General features: G+C 42.8%; 18 protein-coding genes. 16 read left to right on the top strand and 2 right to left on the bottom strand.

Annotation, left to right across the window (positions count from 1 at the left end; all coding sequences use genetic code 11):
• Positions 1-22: 22 nt before the first annotated feature.
• The 3 genes from ACUUHJ_RS31680 to ACUUHJ_RS31670 are packed head-to-tail and all read left to right on the top strand — an operon-like array spanning position 23 to position 1,339.
• Positions 23-667, top strand: a complete 645-nt coding sequence (locus tag ACUUHJ_RS31680; protein WP_472301071.1) for a hypothetical protein — start codon at positions 23-25, stop codon at positions 665-667.
• Positions 664-945, top strand: coding sequence for a DUF3850 domain-containing protein (locus tag ACUUHJ_RS31675; RefSeq protein ID WP_472301069.1), 282 nt, complete (start codon positions 664-666; stop codon positions 943-945). Before ACUUHJ_RS31680 ends, ACUUHJ_RS31675 begins: the two co-directional genes overlap by 4 nt.
• Positions 923-1,339: a YopX family protein gene (locus ACUUHJ_RS31670; RefSeq protein ID WP_472301068.1), complete on the top strand. Its 417-nt coding sequence runs from the start codon at positions 923-925 to the stop codon at positions 1,337-1,339. Before ACUUHJ_RS31675 ends, ACUUHJ_RS31670 begins: the two co-directional genes overlap by 23 nt.
• Positions 1,340-1,366: 27 nt before the next feature.
• Here ACUUHJ_RS31670 and ACUUHJ_RS31665 read toward each other — a convergent pair whose 3' ends face one another.
• On the bottom strand, positions 1,367-1,672 hold the full coding sequence (locus ACUUHJ_RS31665) for a recombinase family protein (RefSeq protein ID WP_472301066.1): 306 nt from the start codon (positions 1,670-1,672) through the stop codon (positions 1,367-1,369).
• 127 nt (positions 1,673-1,799) lie between these two features.
• On the opposite strand from ACUUHJ_RS31665, the gene ACUUHJ_RS31660 reads away from it, so the two are divergent.
• The 6 genes from ACUUHJ_RS31660 to ACUUHJ_RS31635 all read left to right on the top strand — a co-directional run bounded on the left by ACUUHJ_RS31660 (position 1,800) and on the right by ACUUHJ_RS31635 (position 6,097).
• Positions 1,800-2,186 (top strand): ArpU family phage packaging/lysis transcriptional regulator, encoded by a 387-nt coding sequence (locus ACUUHJ_RS31660; RefSeq protein ID WP_472301064.1) that lies wholly within the window; start codon positions 1,800-1,802, stop codon positions 2,184-2,186.
• Between the two features lie 166 nt (positions 2,187-2,352).
• Entirely contained in the window at positions 2,353-2,814 is a 462-nt protein-coding gene (locus ACUUHJ_RS31655) for an NUDIX hydrolase (protein WP_472301063.1), read from the top strand.
• 840 nt (positions 2,815-3,654) lie between these two features.
• On the top strand, positions 3,655-4,047 hold the full coding sequence (locus tag ACUUHJ_RS31650) for a hypothetical protein (protein ID WP_472301062.1): 393 nt from the start codon (positions 3,655-3,657) through the stop codon (positions 4,045-4,047).
• A gap of 137 nt (positions 4,048-4,184) precedes the next feature.
• Complete coding sequence (locus ACUUHJ_RS31645; RefSeq protein ID WP_396474796.1) at positions 4,185-4,427, top strand: hypothetical protein; 243 nt, start codon at positions 4,185-4,187, stop codon at positions 4,425-4,427.
• A 360-nt stretch (positions 4,428-4,787) separates the two neighbouring features.
• Positions 4,788-5,117 (top strand): nucleotide pyrophosphohydrolase, encoded by a 330-nt coding sequence (locus ACUUHJ_RS31640; protein WP_472301061.1) that lies wholly within the window; start codon positions 4,788-4,790, stop codon positions 5,115-5,117.
• A gap of 8 nt (positions 5,118-5,125) precedes the next feature.
• Entirely contained in the window at positions 5,126-6,097 is a 972-nt protein-coding gene (locus ACUUHJ_RS31635; RefSeq protein WP_472301060.1) for an HNH endonuclease, read from the top strand.
• Positions 6,098-6,286: 189 nt separating this feature from the next.
• Here the strand turns inward: ACUUHJ_RS31635 and ACUUHJ_RS31630 are convergent, their stop codons facing one another.
• Positions 6,287-7,405: a hypothetical protein gene (locus ACUUHJ_RS31630; protein ID WP_472301058.1), complete on the bottom strand. Its 1,119-nt coding sequence runs from the start codon at positions 7,403-7,405 to the stop codon at positions 6,287-6,289.
• A gap of 34 nt (positions 7,406-7,439) precedes the next feature.
• Between ACUUHJ_RS31630 and ACUUHJ_RS31625 the strand changes: the two genes are divergently transcribed.
• The 7 genes from ACUUHJ_RS31625 (at position 7,440) to ACUUHJ_RS31595 (ending at position 15,340) form a co-directional block, all read left to right on the top strand.
• Complete coding sequence (locus tag ACUUHJ_RS31625; protein WP_472301057.1) at positions 7,440-7,628, top strand: hypothetical protein; 189 nt, start codon at positions 7,440-7,442, stop codon at positions 7,626-7,628.
• A gap of 402 nt (positions 7,629-8,030) precedes the next feature.
• Positions 8,031-9,155 carry a terminase small subunit gene (locus ACUUHJ_RS31620; RefSeq protein WP_472301056.1) on the top strand — a complete coding sequence of 375 codons (1,125 nt, stop codon included), beginning with the start codon at positions 8,031-8,033 and terminating at the stop codon, positions 9,153-9,155.
• A complete protein-coding gene (locus ACUUHJ_RS31615) occupies positions 9,152-10,594 on the top strand; it encodes a terminase large subunit domain-containing protein (protein ID WP_472301055.1) in 1,443 nt (480 codons plus the stop codon). Before ACUUHJ_RS31620 ends, ACUUHJ_RS31615 begins: the two co-directional genes overlap by 4 nt.
• Positions 10,594-12,042, top strand: coding sequence for a phage portal family protein (locus ACUUHJ_RS31610; RefSeq protein ID WP_472301054.1), 1,449 nt, complete (start codon positions 10,594-10,596; stop codon positions 12,040-12,042). Before ACUUHJ_RS31615 ends, ACUUHJ_RS31610 begins: the two co-directional genes overlap by 1 nt.
• Entirely contained in the window at positions 12,035-12,874 is an 840-nt protein-coding gene (locus ACUUHJ_RS31605) for a phage minor head protein (RefSeq protein ID WP_472301052.1), read from the top strand. The genes ACUUHJ_RS31610 and ACUUHJ_RS31605 overlap by 8 nt, the downstream gene beginning before the upstream one ends.
• 281 nt (positions 12,875-13,155) lie before the next feature.
• Positions 13,156-14,394: an XkdF-like putative serine protease domain-containing protein gene (locus ACUUHJ_RS31600; protein WP_472301051.1), complete on the top strand. Its 1,239-nt coding sequence runs from the start codon at positions 13,156-13,158 to the stop codon at positions 14,392-14,394.
• Position 14,395: 1 nt separating this feature from the next.
• Positions 14,396-15,340 (top strand): phage major capsid family protein, encoded by a 945-nt coding sequence (locus tag ACUUHJ_RS31595; RefSeq protein WP_472301050.1) that lies wholly within the window; start codon positions 14,396-14,398, stop codon positions 15,338-15,340.
• The last annotated feature ends 7 nt before the right edge of the window (positions 15,341-15,347 follow it).

Here is a 15,347-nt window from a genome sequence, read left to right as displayed (position 1 = left end):
TGTACCCAGGAGGGATAAGGGCATGAAGAAGCGTCAACGAAACAAAATCTTGAAAATCGTTGCTCGTCAGATTAACAGCGGTGATTTCACAAAGCTGAATCCAGTCCACTTCCGATGCATCGACAAAACGATTAGTGACTATATAGACAAAAAATACATTACAGAGTGGCAGCCATGGTGGTACGACCAATTTGACAACTGGAGCAACATGAGCCTCAAGGATGAGCATAAAAAGTTCTTTGATCAGTGCCAAGAGGAGTTACAGGCGTGGACAGGCATCGATATGAAGAAATATCACCAGTATTTTGATCTGAACCACAAAAAAGAGCAGAAGCAACAAGCGAAGCCTAAGCCGCGAAAGCAAAGGGAACAGCCGATCAGGAAGCTCAGAAACCCTCGAGAGTACAAAATCCATGTCAATCTTGGAGGCGGCAAAACTGAATGGCGAACAATTATTGGAGAGCATGCTTTCCAATATCGAGGATACGAGTTTTTCATCGCACATTATGAGGGATGGTGGTGCGTATCCGATGTTGCTGGTGGCCGTAGAATTGCAGAACATGATCGGTACAAAAAAGCGATTGAAATAGCTAAGGAACGCATCGAGAAGCATTATGATTCCTATGTCTCCAATGTGACAAAATTCAAAGAGGAGGCAACAGCATGATCCACGACCTTAAAATTTGGCCAACGCATTTCAGGGATGTCCGCGCTGGAATAAAAACAGCAGAGATTCGGCGGAACGATCGCGATTATCAACCCGGAGATACATTGGTACTTCGGGAATATGATCCAATGGCGAACGGTTATACCGGTAGTTACACAGGTGAGATAGAGACGCGAATAATCACCCATGTTCTGGCGGATAAGAGGTACCTGCAGCCGGGCATGGTGATGTTGTCAATGACTGGAGGGGAACGGGATGCAAGCAGGACGAGCAATTAAGTTTCGAGCATGGGACCCGGATCGAGAGAAGATGATGTATCCGATGGTTCTGAATTGGTGGGAGGATGATGGGGCTCTTGCGTTCCGTAGCGAGTTCGTTGACAGAGAAGAACCACATGAATGCACTTCAAAATACTTGGACGAGGTTGATTTGCTGCAATATACGGGACTGCGTGATAAGAACAAAAAGGAGATTTATGAGGGAGACATTGTTCATGTCCCGGATCATGGGTGGAATGGCTATGTCGTCTTCACGGGCGATTGCCAATATGCTTTGAAGGGAAAGACTGTTTTGGGTAATGACGGATATCTTTTATTCACCCAGATTTACTTGGATAAGTGTGAGGTCATCGGCAACTTCTATGAGGACCAAGAGTTGCTGCAAACGACTTAACAAAGAAAAAAGTGATTCCATTCAGAATCACTCAGCAAAAACCAATGGTACATTCTTCTGATTAGCAAGCTGCATGAACTTCCCCAATTCAACAGGGTTACGAGATATTCGCTCTACACTATGACAAATTACCTTGTTTACCAATCCGGCCTCTATGTCAGCAATCAATAGAGACAAGCCAGGACGATCAGAGTCAATGGTTTTAACGTCAATTTCTATGTACACCTTATGGGCTACATTTTGGACAAGCGGCATGCAAGACTTCATTTGTTTTTCGGTCTTTCTAAAATCATCTGATGCAGTTCTGATGAAAACAGCAACCACTATAATCACCTCAAATTGAACTCTTGCGTCAAGTTTACCGCGCAATCAGACAAAAAAATAGCCCCCAGCAGGGAGCCCGTATATATGTTCGGCAAAAACATTATAGCATGGGCTGTCACGAGGGGGAATTGGAAAGATGAGCGCACAAGAGCAACTGTCATTTCTGGAACCAGTAAACGAAAAAGAAGTCAGAAAGGCTGTTGTCAAAGCATTAAAAGAGTATAAGGCCCTTCGTGTTGCTGTACAAAATAAACAAGAGCGACAGGAGAAGGGTATCGATCAACTGTTTCCACGTCTTCAAAAGTCTGAGTCCATGAATGAGTTGAAAGCACGGCAGATCGAAAGGGCTTTGCAGTATTCGTTGGATGAAGTAGAGCGTCAGATCATTGAAGAGAAGTATCTCAGCACATCACGGGTAAAAGACATCAACGTTTATCTTGATATGGGACTGACCAAAGACCAATACTACACAAAAAAGAAAGAGGCGATTCTTCAAATTGCTACGGCGCTCGGTATGATTTGAGCGTCTTTTCTATTTTTCATGAAACAATACTGAGTTGATTATCGTATTTTCATATAATTAGAGTTTCCAATTTCCGTTAATATGCTAAGGGATAGAATATTGAACGGTGTTTTAAGAATGCTTGAAGAAAAGTCTTGTAAAAAGTACATTGGGGGGTAAAAGCATTTTGAATGACTATATAACAACAATGAGAAAACTCATTGGTCATGAAACACTATTAACAGTGGGCTGTGGGGCTATAATTGAGGATGACTTTGGGAGAATTCTGCTTCAACAAAAAAGAGATATTTGGGGTCTTCCAGGTGGTCTGCTGGAAATTGGGGAAACCTTTGAGGAAGCTGTTAGGAGGGAAGTTTTCGAGGAAACAAATCTGGTAATCAATCAATTAAAATTGTTTGGTATCTACTCTGGAAAAAATGGTTTTGCCCAGTATACAAATGGAGATAAAGTTTTTAGTGTACAGATTATTTTTCATGTGACCAATTTTGCAGGTACAGTAAAAGGCAATGAGGAAAGTACACAACTTCAATTCAGATATAAAAATGAAATACCTGACAATTTAAATCCTCATCAAGCCCCATTTATTTTAGATTGGTTACAGGGAAGAACCCCACCTGTAATAAAATGATTTTGCCTTTAACAGGTTTAATTGCTTATATACAGATGTACCAGAAACCACCTCAGAGGTGGTTTTTTTGTTGGAGTTCTAAATGCAAAATATTAGCTCTTCAAAAAATCCCGACAAAATACTGGACAAAACCCGGAGAAAATCGGGGATAAAAGGCAGGACGATTTGAAATGTTATGGACGGTAATCTTGAGTCAAGAGCAAGCGACACCAGCTCTTGGGAGATACCGCCTATCCCTTATCAATGGCGTACCTGAGTGAATCTATGGGTGATGACGAATGTGACCTTACGAGAGGGGGACATTCTGAGCCTGAACGCACCAGTTGCGACGAGCGTAGCAGGGAACCATGCAATTAATTCTTTTTTTGCATTGTCTTATAGCGGTTTTCAAGTTTTGGGAACCCCTCTCGGAGCTTTGGAAAATCGCGATTTACTCTGCTGGGATTTACCGGACAGGGGATTACATGCGAGACGTACGGCTCCGGCCTCTCGCCCCTTGTCCGGTATCTCTCATATTCGAATACGCCGATCCTGCCCCAAGAGTGTAGAGACGTACAATTAGACGTGCTGAACCAAGGTAACTGGGAGTGACTTCTCAAACTAGAGGTTTGTAATGATTCAGGCATACTGTACTAGCCGAGAATATAAGTGCAGCGAGTTAAAGTATAGAGATTAGTTCTACTAAATTTTAGGGACCTCAAGGTAAACAATCAAAGCAGTTGTGAATTATTTATTTTTAATATTTTTAAAATTTATAATAAATTTTAAATTTGACTATCCGGAAAATTAACAATATAATCCATTTACACCATGGTTAAAAAAGTAAATGGAGGTATAAAGATGAAAAGAATAGCAGCGATATTTTTTGTTTTTGCAATGTTATTTGGTACTGTTAGTTTTGTAGCACCAACTACAACTGAGGCGACAGGTGGAATACTTTTCCAAGAATTGTATAGACTTTATGAAAAGGCAAAGGAAAAAGGCAAGCCTGCTGCCGAGCATGAAGTAGTAGATGATGAGCGCACTCTTCCTAAAAAAGGACCTGCAATGTCGTCTAAAGATTTAGTTAATAATGGCGAATTGGTTCAACGAAGATATTATGGACCAGATGGGAAAGCTGACATGGACATTGATTACACACACCACGGAAATCCTAAGCAACACCCTAAAGTACCGCATAGACATGATTGGGATTGGAGCAATAAATCCAATCCAAGAGGTGATGGGTACTAATAAAAAACCAAAAAACCACCAATTTGGTGGTTCTTTTTATAATTAAGATCGGTTATTAACAATATTGAGTATGACATCTATAATGAGTGAATCAAAGTTAAGTTATCATTCGCCCAAAAAAGGAGTTGGATAAAAACATGAATTACACATTCGATCAATTTAAACAGGATTTGTTTGAAGGTAGAGAAGTAGAGTTTAAATATAAAGGGGATGATTTCTCAATAACTAAAACTAAAAATGGTATTTGCTTTTGCAAATTTTATGAGGATGATATATGTTTTCCCAATCCTCAGGAACTTATCAATAATGTCAAAATTGAGGGGAAATCACTTGAAGTAATATTTAGTTTAAACGAATTCGAATTAGAAACATTGTTTTAATTGGGTACATATAGAAAATTTAACTTTATACTCAAATTTTTCTTTAGATTGCACCCAAGCGGTGCTTTTTTCATAGAGGTGGGTGAGATGTAGTGCGTCAGTATGTCGACTCAGTGACAGGAGAAATATATTACACGAAGGAAGTGTTACGCCGGTCGGACGAGATTGTAAAGGTGTTTCGTCCAGTTGGTCGCAGCTCAAAATTCGTGAAGATTAAAGCCAGCCAAAAGGCAAAGCGACGGCTCAGAAAGCTGCCACTCACTGAGGCTGGTTTTTTAATATATTTGAAGGAATTTGTAGGGAATTGATTTTTTGGGTCGAATTATTCATAACAATGACCACTTAAGGAGTAATTCGAGGATGAAAGATATGTTAAGCAAAGTTATCGAATTCCGAGATCAACGAAATTGGGCCCAATTTCACAATCCAAAAGATCTAGCTATCTCAATATCATTGGAAGCTAGTGAGCTACTAGAAAATTTTCAATGGAAGAGTAGTGAAGAGGCTGTTGAAAAGAACCGTCAGAACATAAAGGATGAATTAGCTGATGTGATGATTTACTCACTTCTTATGTCAGATGCGCTAGGAATCGATATCGAGCAATGTATTCGAGAGAAAATAGCAAAAAACGAAGCTAAATATCCAGTTGATAAGGCTTTTGGTTCCAACAAAAAATATGACGAGTTGTAGGTGTAATTATGAATAGCGTAATTCTCCAGCCGGCCGGAAATGGCGATGCAAAACAACACTATATAGATACCATTACGAATCCTGTTAAACTCTCAAGAATGGCTCGATATTTGGAGGATGAACAAGTAGAGAGACTGAAAGAACTATATCCGGATCAATTGATACCCACCTGGGGAGTTACTCCAGGAAAAACCAATGGGAATATAAAAAAATGGAATCGAATTCAGACTGGGGATATAACATTGTTTTCGGGCAATGGAGGTATCTTCTCGTCTGCTGTCTCCACATATAAGCTACACAATAAAGAACTGGCCTTAGAACTTTGGGGCACGGATGCTAATGGTCAAACTTGGGAATACGTATATTTCTTAGATGAAGTAAAGCAACACAGCATTATGTACATTGAATTCAATAAAGCAGTTGGATATAAAGAGAACTTCATCATTCAAGGTTTTAGCATCTTAGATCAAGAAAAAAGTATACGAGTAAGTGAAGAATTTGATCTTCAGAGTGATACTCACTATCCAGAAATTCCGTTTGAAGAGTATAGGAAAGTAATCAAAGAGTTTGATCCTGACAGGCCTCTGGATGCTAAGGGGAAAGCGATGGTCAGGACTGAACAGAGCTTTCTTAGAAAGTCTCTATTCGGAGGTAAAAGTGTAGAAAACTGTGGGATCTGTGGTAACACATACCCTGTTAACCTTTTAGTAGCAGCCCATATCAAAAAGAGAGCGAAATGTTCCAATGATGAGAAACTCGATTTCGAAAACATTGTGATGCCTATGTGTAAGCTTGGCTGCGATGACTTATACGAAAAAGGGTACATAAAGGTTCAGGATGGAAAGATCATATCAAATACTAATAAGATCATTACTCCGGTTTTGACAAACTACATTGAAACTCTTGTAAATAAAGAATGTACTTATTGGAACGAAAGCTCTAAGCCGTATTTTGAATGGCATTCGAAGTTCCATATCTAATATTGTCATATGAAGGCCCACTATTAATGAAAAGACTTTTTTCGTGAAACATTCCTTCCGCCTAGGCAACTAGGCGGTTTTTCTATCCTAATAGGTCGAGATTTGACGAGTTATTTTTGGAGGGTTTGGATGTGAAACTGCGAATATGTAAAAAGACTCTGATGGCAGTCAGAGTCTTTAAAGGAAGTATTACTCTTCATCAGATAATGATTGAAGTGTCTTCCAAAAAAGTCTTTGAATCTCAATTTCCTTATCCGCGTCATTATATGGAATGTCATGCAAGCGTCCAAAAAACTCCAACAGATTAAAAGTATTAATGGACGAAACTTCAGCGTATTTATCTGCATATTTCTTAAATGTATCGTTTCCAACTAGTTTTTTTAGATCAAGCTGGATTTTGTATGCAAGAAAATCATTAATACGTTCTTTCCTCGTTAATTGGATTGTTTTTATGGCCCTGTCAGCATGTTTACGTAAGTTGCTAACTTCATTCATTTTATTTAGGATGGGCTGAACGCTTTTACCGCGGTGAGAAATTGAAATAGGTCTGTCTAAAGCAAGCGTTGTACTTGTACCATCTTTATTTGTCACTTTACAAATAGGGTTAAATACAACCGTACTTTCCTTAGCTTCACTATTAACAACAGTGAACCCAAACTTTAATCGACCAATTCCAGGAAGATCGGTTTCTTCGGTCGAAAGGAAACTCATCTTCATTTTTGAATGCTCAATATTCTGATTGGTCACCTTAAATTCCATCCCCGATCGATCAAGAGCCCATGCTGTAACGAATAGAACAATATGATTATCAATTGGCTGATATGTGGGGGTTGCAAAACATCTAGCAATATAATTTGTTCCTTCAACAACTGTTCTCACTAATATTTTCCTATCCGGGTGCGTTTCTTTAAACCAATAATTAAAGTTTTCAAGGAGAATATTAATGTTATTACCATCAGTAACCAGATAATTAGCGTAGGTACCCATCTTCATAGGGGAAAAGAGTTGATTAACTGACTCTTCTGTTGTTGTAAGGGTCTCTGATTGATCTTTAATTCCAATGATTAGTTGAGCATTTGAAATCCCTTCAATAGATAAGTCGCAGTAATTTAGCAAGTAATCTTTCTTAGACCAAATCGTTTTAGGAATTAACTTGTTAAACGATGATTGTAAACCTTCAATCTTTATCTCTTCTTGAGAGAATGCAAAATCCTCTCCGTCAAAATTCAAATATACTTCATCGTCCATTTCAGTTCCACGTTCTAGCAATAATAGTAAATCTCTTTTGCTTACTAGGGATTCATCCAAAAAAATCACACTCCAAGTTGAAAGGTGGTCTAAAATGATTAAAGTAGGGGATATTTTAGAAATGTCTGATGGAGTTGCTCTTGAGGTGTTAGAAGGCGAATCATTAGATGGCATAAGCGGAGATCTAGTTGTGGTGAAAATTGATGAAGATAATAAGCATATCAGTGAGCCTTTCCACTATAAGCTAACAATTGCATCCCCTATTATTGATGTAATTAGATAATTCGTCACCTCCTCTTCTACCTGTTTCTATTTTGTGAGTCTATCTTCCTACCTAATGTCGGAAAATGTCGGTCGAAAGATGTAGGAGTATGGACTTTTGTGGCGAATCATTTAGTTAGAGGAGGATGATACAGTGCCTGAATTTGACATTAATCTTTGGCCATTTACTCGAATGTTAATTGCATTGTTACTGTGTATGGCATTTTCCGGACTTCTTGTTGCTTTTTTTACTAGAAGTTTACCAAATGCGTTGTCACGACCACTGACATATGTGGCACCATTTGCAGGGGCTTACGTATATTTCAACTATATATCTCCTTTGTTATATTAGATGGCATCCCAAAACTCTGGGGTGCCTTTTATTTACTAATAACAAATAAAACTAGGTGGTGGTGATGATGTAGTGGCAAGAGCAAGGAACCCGAATCGGTATAGGGCGTTCGAAATATGGCAACAGGCTGACGGCGACATCAAACTAAAGGACATAGCTGATCAATTAGGTATCTCAGAAGGAACAGTGCGAGGGTGGAAGAACAAGGATAAATGGGAGGTAACTAGCAGTACAGACGAGGAACCTCAAGTACCTGAAGCAACAATTGAAGATGACGAGCTATTTGATCAGGCTGTCAGTATTGTAGTTGAAGCACAAGCGGCCTCTGCAAGTCTCCTACAGCGGCGCTTACGAATAGGATATACTCGCGCAGCGAGGCTTGTTGAACTTATGGAGAAAAAGGGTGTCGTTGGACCATATGAGGGCAGCGAGCCGCGTAAAGTGCCCCTTAAACAGACATCGATACCACAGCTACTGAAAAAAGGCGCTTCTCCAAAGCGAATGAAACGTTCCAATCAATCGGAACGGAACGCTCCAAACGTTACGGAACGTTCCGAACAGGTAATTGAACGAACCGATCCTCTACCAGAAGAAGATAACGAAGACGGGTCTCTGACTGAAAAGCAGAGGCTTTTTGTTTTGGAGTATCTTCGTGACTTCAATGCAACTCGTGCTGCAATGGCTGTCGGCTACAGCAAGAAAACCGCTTATGCCATCGGATGGGAGAACTTGAGAAAACCTCAGATTCAGGCTGAGATCAAGCGACAGAAAGAAGCAATGACAGACGAGTTGGGAATGAGTGTTCAGCGGGTAATAGCGGAATACATGAAGATCGCATTTACCGATATCACAGACTTGCTAGAATTTGGACAAAAAGAAGTCCCTGTGATGACCATGTTTGGACCTATGAAGGATGAAGCTGGTAATACGCTAACAAAGATGGTGAACTACGTTGATTTCAAGGAAAGCGAAATCATAGACGGTACTGTCATAAGTGAAGTCAAACAAGGTAAAGATGGTGTATCAATAAAACTTCACGACAAGATGAAGGCGCTGGAGAAGCTGGAGAAGTACATAGGGCTTATGACTGAAGAGCAACGACTGAAGGTTGAGAAGATGAAACTGGAGGTTGGGAAGCTACAATCGGGTGATGATGATCGACCAACAGAAGTAGTTGTAAGACGGTGGTCACAATGAAGATGATCAATGTAGATCCCTTTGAGAGTTGGACGCCACATTGCAAGCAAGTCGAAGTCATGATGTGTGATGTACGAAACATCGTGATGAATTGCGGTCGGCGCGGCGGTAAAACAAATGTGGGTGCAAGAAAGTTTTTCGATAACGTCCTAGCCGACATAGAGAGAGGAAAGGGTTTACGGTACAAGCCCCCACGCAATTTAAAAGTCATGAAGAAACCGAAACCTCGACTCGAATATTGGTGTGTGTCACCTACTTATGCTATGTCTGAGATTCAGCAGGAAGAGTTGGCAGCGGTCATTCCAGAGGAATTGATAGAAAGTTGGGATGCCTCTAAAAACCGTATCTGGCTTAAGGGTTGGGTGCTTATCCAGTTTAAATCAGCAGACAATCCAAAGACGCTTGTTGGTAAAGGGCTGGATGGTGTGTGGCTTGATGAGGCTTCCAAGATGAAGGAGCAGACTTGGAGCGGATACCTCTCTTATGCTCTTGCTGATAAAGGCGGCTGGAGCGTTTGGACAACTACACCAGAGGGCATCAACTGGTTTGCCGAGGAAATCGTGCTGCGGGGCCAGTTTATCGATGCAGGGTTAGAAGATGATCGCTACCAGGATGACCCTGATTGGCGGAATTTTTATTGGACATCAAAGGATAATCCTATCCCTGAATTGCAGAAGAATATCCAGAGGATGATTGAGACGTACCCTGAGCGTTACGTGAAGCGCGAGATTTACGCGAAATTCAACGTTTTCCATGGTCAGGTGTATGAGGAGTTTGACCGAAGCGTTCACTGTGTAGATATACGCCCCGTTGATCTTGCGCGGCGTTTATTTGTCGTTACCTACCCGAACGGCGAGGAACGAGAGGTAATATTCAAGCGGTACATCGGCGGCATGGACCACGGCTGGAATGACCCAGCGGTGCTTTTGGTCTTTGGATGCACGGATGAAGAATACTATTTGATCGAGGAAAGCTATCGCCAGCAAACCAATGTTCTGGTCGTAGACGATCAAGGTAAGCTTGAGGACTGCCTTGTTAAGAGGTATCTGGAGCTACAAAAGAAGTACCCGATGGATGTCATTTGGGCTGACCCATCCGAACCAGAAGATATTTCTACCTACCGTCGCTATAAACTGCCTGTAAAGCCAGCAGAGAATGCTATCGGTCCAGGAATACGCCGAGTTGGAAGTCTGTACAAGGTAAAGGAGTCGTCTGGTCGTCCAAACCTTTACATTGCTCGTACTGCTGTCGAAACGATTAAAGAGACGGGCAATTACAGGTATAAGGAGCAAAACGGTATTACGCTTGAAGAGCCGGTGGACAAAGACAACCATACACAGGATTCAAAGCGATATGCAATGTACAACGATTGGCTCATGTTGCTGCTTGCGCAGAAGCGTGAGGATAGGAAAAAGAACGGGAAAGGAGGATGGATTTAATGAGTGAAGTGCAGAGACCTACCGTACACGCTCAATGGATTCCGATAGCAAAAGCACAAGAATCTCCCTCAAGCCAACAACTGCCTGATAAATTCAAGGGCGATTATGAATCCAACGGTCTGATTGCTCCAGAAGTTACTCCGGCGCAGTTCATCAAGGTAGTAAAGAATAGCAACATCATTCCGCAGTGCATAGAAGCATACAAAGTGAATGTCACAGGGTATGGCTGTGCGCTTGAATACATGCCGGGCGAGAGTGACAAGACAGCAAAGCAAGAATGGGATATAGCCGAGAGGTTCTTGCTAACCGCCAATATGGAGAAGTCCATAGAGCAGTTGTTTCTTGAATTGGTGGATGATCTTGAAAGCTGTGGGAATGCCTATTTGGAAATCTCACGTGGTGGTGGATTGCCAGCGCTATATCGCATGCCACCTGAATATATGCGTTGTACGGCTCCACTTGAAAAAGTAGAAATGACATATAGACGCCTTGTGCAGGGCAAGGTTGAGGAAATCACCCAAGACAAGTGGGTCCGCAGGTATGCACAGAAGCGCGGGCAGAAAATTGTTTGGTTTCGTGAGTTCGGAGCTCCAGGAGAAGGCAATGAAGTTATACACCTGAAACTAGGAAACGGGGAGTATGGGGAACCGCGTTGGTCGGGGAACACCCCCGGTATTCTTGGCAGTCGCAGGGCAGAAGAGCTGAATTTAAATTATTTTCGAAATGGCCGCATGCTCTCCATGATGCTCTCGGTTATCAACGGTCAGCTTACACCTGGATCGATAGAGGCCTTGCAATCTGCAAGGGGAGAAGACTCTCAGGGTGGGATTCTTTATCTTGAGATCGAAGGCTACGAAAAAGGCTTATCTGGTGACGAAAAGGAAAAGACCGATGTCAAGCTAGAAAAGCTCAATGACTTACTCCAAAATGACGGTCTCTTTACCGGATACACTGGGGATAAACGCAAAGAAACACGCTCATCTTTCCGAGTGCCTCCGATCCTTACGGGTGAATCAGACGACTACAACCGCGCTACCAGCGACAACGCCCGGAGGATCGCTGAGGAACAGGTATTCAAGCCATACCGTGATTGGCTGATGAACGAAATATTTAATAAACGTCTGTTTCCGTCTATCGGCGTGTATCGGGTGAAAGCAGTCCTTCGTGGACCTGAGATATCCGATCCAGACGAGAAAAAATCCATGCTCGATTATCTCGCTGATAGGGGCATCCTGATTGTCCGTGATTTGATTCCGTTGGCGGAGGAGGTACTAGGCACTGTCATCGATGAAAACCGTTTCCCTGATGGCTACCTCGATACCCCAATTATTCAACTGATGCCCGCAGGTGGAGCATTCGGTCAGGGTGCAGAGGTGGAGCCAAAAGAGGAACTCGCTGCCGTCGCTAAACGTCTTTTGCGTGAAACGAGGGACCAACAGCATGTGTGACCAGTGCCTGTATCTGATTGCCAAAGCGGATGACGATGACTTTCTTGATAGCCTTGACCTTACCCACGCCGAACGCGCATTGCTTGAGAAGCTGTACAAGGAAGGTGAGGAGTCAATTGCTGACCTCCTTGAGTTGCAGGGTAAGGCGCTGGATGAAGCTATCCAAGAGTTGAGCGACGAGCTTATTACAGATGCCGATGAGCTCTTGAAAGTGATTTTGCTTGTCCAGACTGGAGACTACTTTCAAGAAAAGTTTGAGCAAGCTGTCTATGATGCTTTCATGCCGTTGTTCAATCTAGCCGGAGAGTCCGAAGCCATCGGAATTAATACCGAGGCTGTATGGGAGAAGGAAAACAAAGCAGCAGCTCAATATGCTGGGAAGCTGAAAAAAATGATTCCCGCAATGAATGACACTTCTGCTGATCGGCTGATCCGTTCTTTTCAGAAAGCGATTGAAACAGGCGAGACTCCCGCAGAGCGCGCAACTCTCGTAAAAGAGGTAAGTAGGCAGGCAGCAATCGGCGAAGAAGGACCATTCAATATGAACCGCGCTGTCACTGTTGCAAGAACCATATCCACGGCTGCTGCAAATGGTGGCAAACTGGAAGGCTGGAAGCAGTCGGGGCTTGTGAAGAAAAAGCGATGGCGGGCAGCGAGTAACAAGCGCACGCGTAAGGATCATAAAGAGGCAAACGGGCAGACGGTAGACATTGAAAAGCCATTCTTTATAGGCAAAGGAAAAGCGAAAGAAAAGATGATGCATCCAGGCGATCCGTCAGGTAGCGCCAAACAAATCGTAAATTGCCGTTGTACTATGCAGGCTGTGTTTTAAGAGACAGGGGGTGTATTGTTTGAGAGGTGGACGTGTAAAAGTGAGCTGCCAAGCTATTTTAGAAGCTCTCGGAATCGATTCAAATACTCATACGTTGAATTTTGTCACTGATGATGTCCATGTAGGATGCATAAACTTGACAATTACTAGCGAAACGAATAATTCACTACCTGAACTTATTTCGGGGGAAGAGGTTCCGGAGGTTTCGCTGATTTTAAATCGCGATGACGAAGGAGTGTTACGAGGCTCATTCATACTGTAGAGAGGAGGTGAATAGAAAAATGGGATATGCATTGAAGGACGCCAGAATCACGCATATTTCTCTCGTGGATAAAGGGGCAAATGGCAGGCCGTTCGCCATCATCAAGGAAGAGGGAAAAGAGCCGTTACAGAAAGATATCCGCATAGCAAAGGCAGATAAAGCAAAGCAGATTGTTTATGGCGTCGTTTATGAGCCTGATACCGAAGATGCACATGAAGATCAAATGACAGCCGAAGAAATCGAGAAGGCAGCCCATGGTTTCATGGAGCGCCAGAACACATACAACATCGATAAGCAGCACGATTTAGACGTAGACAAAGGGTACGTGGTGGAATCGTACATTGCTCCTGTAGATATGGAGCTTGGCGATCAAGAGATCAAGAAAGGTTCTTGGGTGGCTGGCGTGAAGGTAATGGATGCTGACACATGGGAGCAAATCGAAAAAGGCGAAATTACTGGCTTCTCGATGTGGGGAGTTGGGAAGCGCGAAAAGATTCAGGGAGCCTCTTCGGATACCGACGATGAAACGGTAGAGAAGGGGCTTTTGCATTCCCTTGCCAAGGCATTGACCCGCATCGTCAAAGGCGAGGTGAAAGATAAGTATGAGCGTAACAAGAAGTCAAACGACTTCTGGACAGCTTGGAGTTCGTTTTCGAGTACGGTTCAACGCTACAACTACCATACCGATCGTTACGAGTTTGAAAACGATCCTGAGAAGGCAAGGGAAGCCATACAGGACTTTGCCGACATTCTCCAAGAGATTCTTGGAGCCAATGACATTGCAAAGGCACTGGGCAAGCCTCCTGAACAGATTGCCAAGGCTGGACGTAAGATTTCGGCTGCACGCATGGACAAATTGAAAGAAGCCCATAGCACCTTGACCGACATTCTGGCTGAGGTGGATGACAAGGAGGAAGAAGACGTGAAAGCAGATGATGTGGCAAAAGCTTTATCAGCAGCTTTGGAACCTATTACGAAACAGCTAGAGCATTTACAAACAGAGATTACCGAATTGAAGAAGGATGATTCAGGTGGGCAAACGCCACCACCTAACAATCAGGAACCAGAGACAGACGCTATTACTAAAGCCCTTCAAAGTGCTCTGGAACCAATCACAAAACAGATGGAAACTTTGTCAGCTGAAGTACAACTGGTTAAAAACAGTCGAGGCTCCAGCGGACAGCCACCTGCGGATACTACAATTACCAAAAGTGAGACACCAAGCTATATGAGCTTGATGAATGGAGGCGGCCAATAATATGCGTACAAATAACGAATTGATTTCCAAAGAGCAACAACTAGCAAGTATTCGCAAATCCATAAACCTGACCATGCCAAAAAAAGAGGCTGAGGAATTCATGGTGGATACATTGAAAAATGCGTCCACTCTTCCAAAGCTGTCTGCAAAGTATACGGACGTACCGAGCAGCAAGCTCCCAAAACTGAAAGTGAAGTCTCGTCAAATTCGTGAGCACACCGGAACAGAAAATCCAACCGGAACAGGAAGTATAGAAACACCTGACGTTCCGTATGCGGTTAAAAAGGTGTACTGGGATGAATGGCTGAAGGACGATGATGTTTGGTACAACAACACAGCACGCGGAGACGATGTTGAAACCAAGACGATTGATCTGGTACAAAAACAGTTTGGAGTTGATTTACAAGATTTGCTTTTCAATGGTGACACTGCGGCAAAATTGTCTGATGGCACCACACCTCATCCGTTTTTGAAAGTGATGGATGGGTTTGTCAAGAAAATGAAGGAATCTACCATCAAAACAACTTTGGGCGCGGCAGAGCCAACTATTGATGATTTCGTGAACCATGTCTTGCTGCTTGACGAGAAATATTTGAACATGACTGACTTGACGTGGATTATGCCGCGTCGGACGTATCAGAAGATTGTGGCCCTCATCCAAAAGCGCCAAACTGCACTTGGTGATGTAACGCTGGTGAATGGCAAATTGACAGAGATCGCGGGTTATCCAATTGAGGTTGTCCAAACCTTGCAGACTGGTTTCGTTGCTCTTACTCCGCTGAGTAACCTGGTTCCTGTGTTCACTCGTGATGTACGGTACAAACGTACTGCCGATGGAGCGACAGCAGCCATTAAGGATTCAACATATCACATTCTGTTTGCGTATGCCGATGCCGTTGTCTTGGAATTGGAAGCTGTAGCATGGATGTCGGGTGACAAACTGTAAAGGGGTG

Source organism: Brevibacillus schisleri (assembly GCF_055685845.1).
The sequence above is the reverse complement of the archived record's forward strand: the minus strand, read 5'-3'. Positions and strand labels throughout refer to the sequence as shown.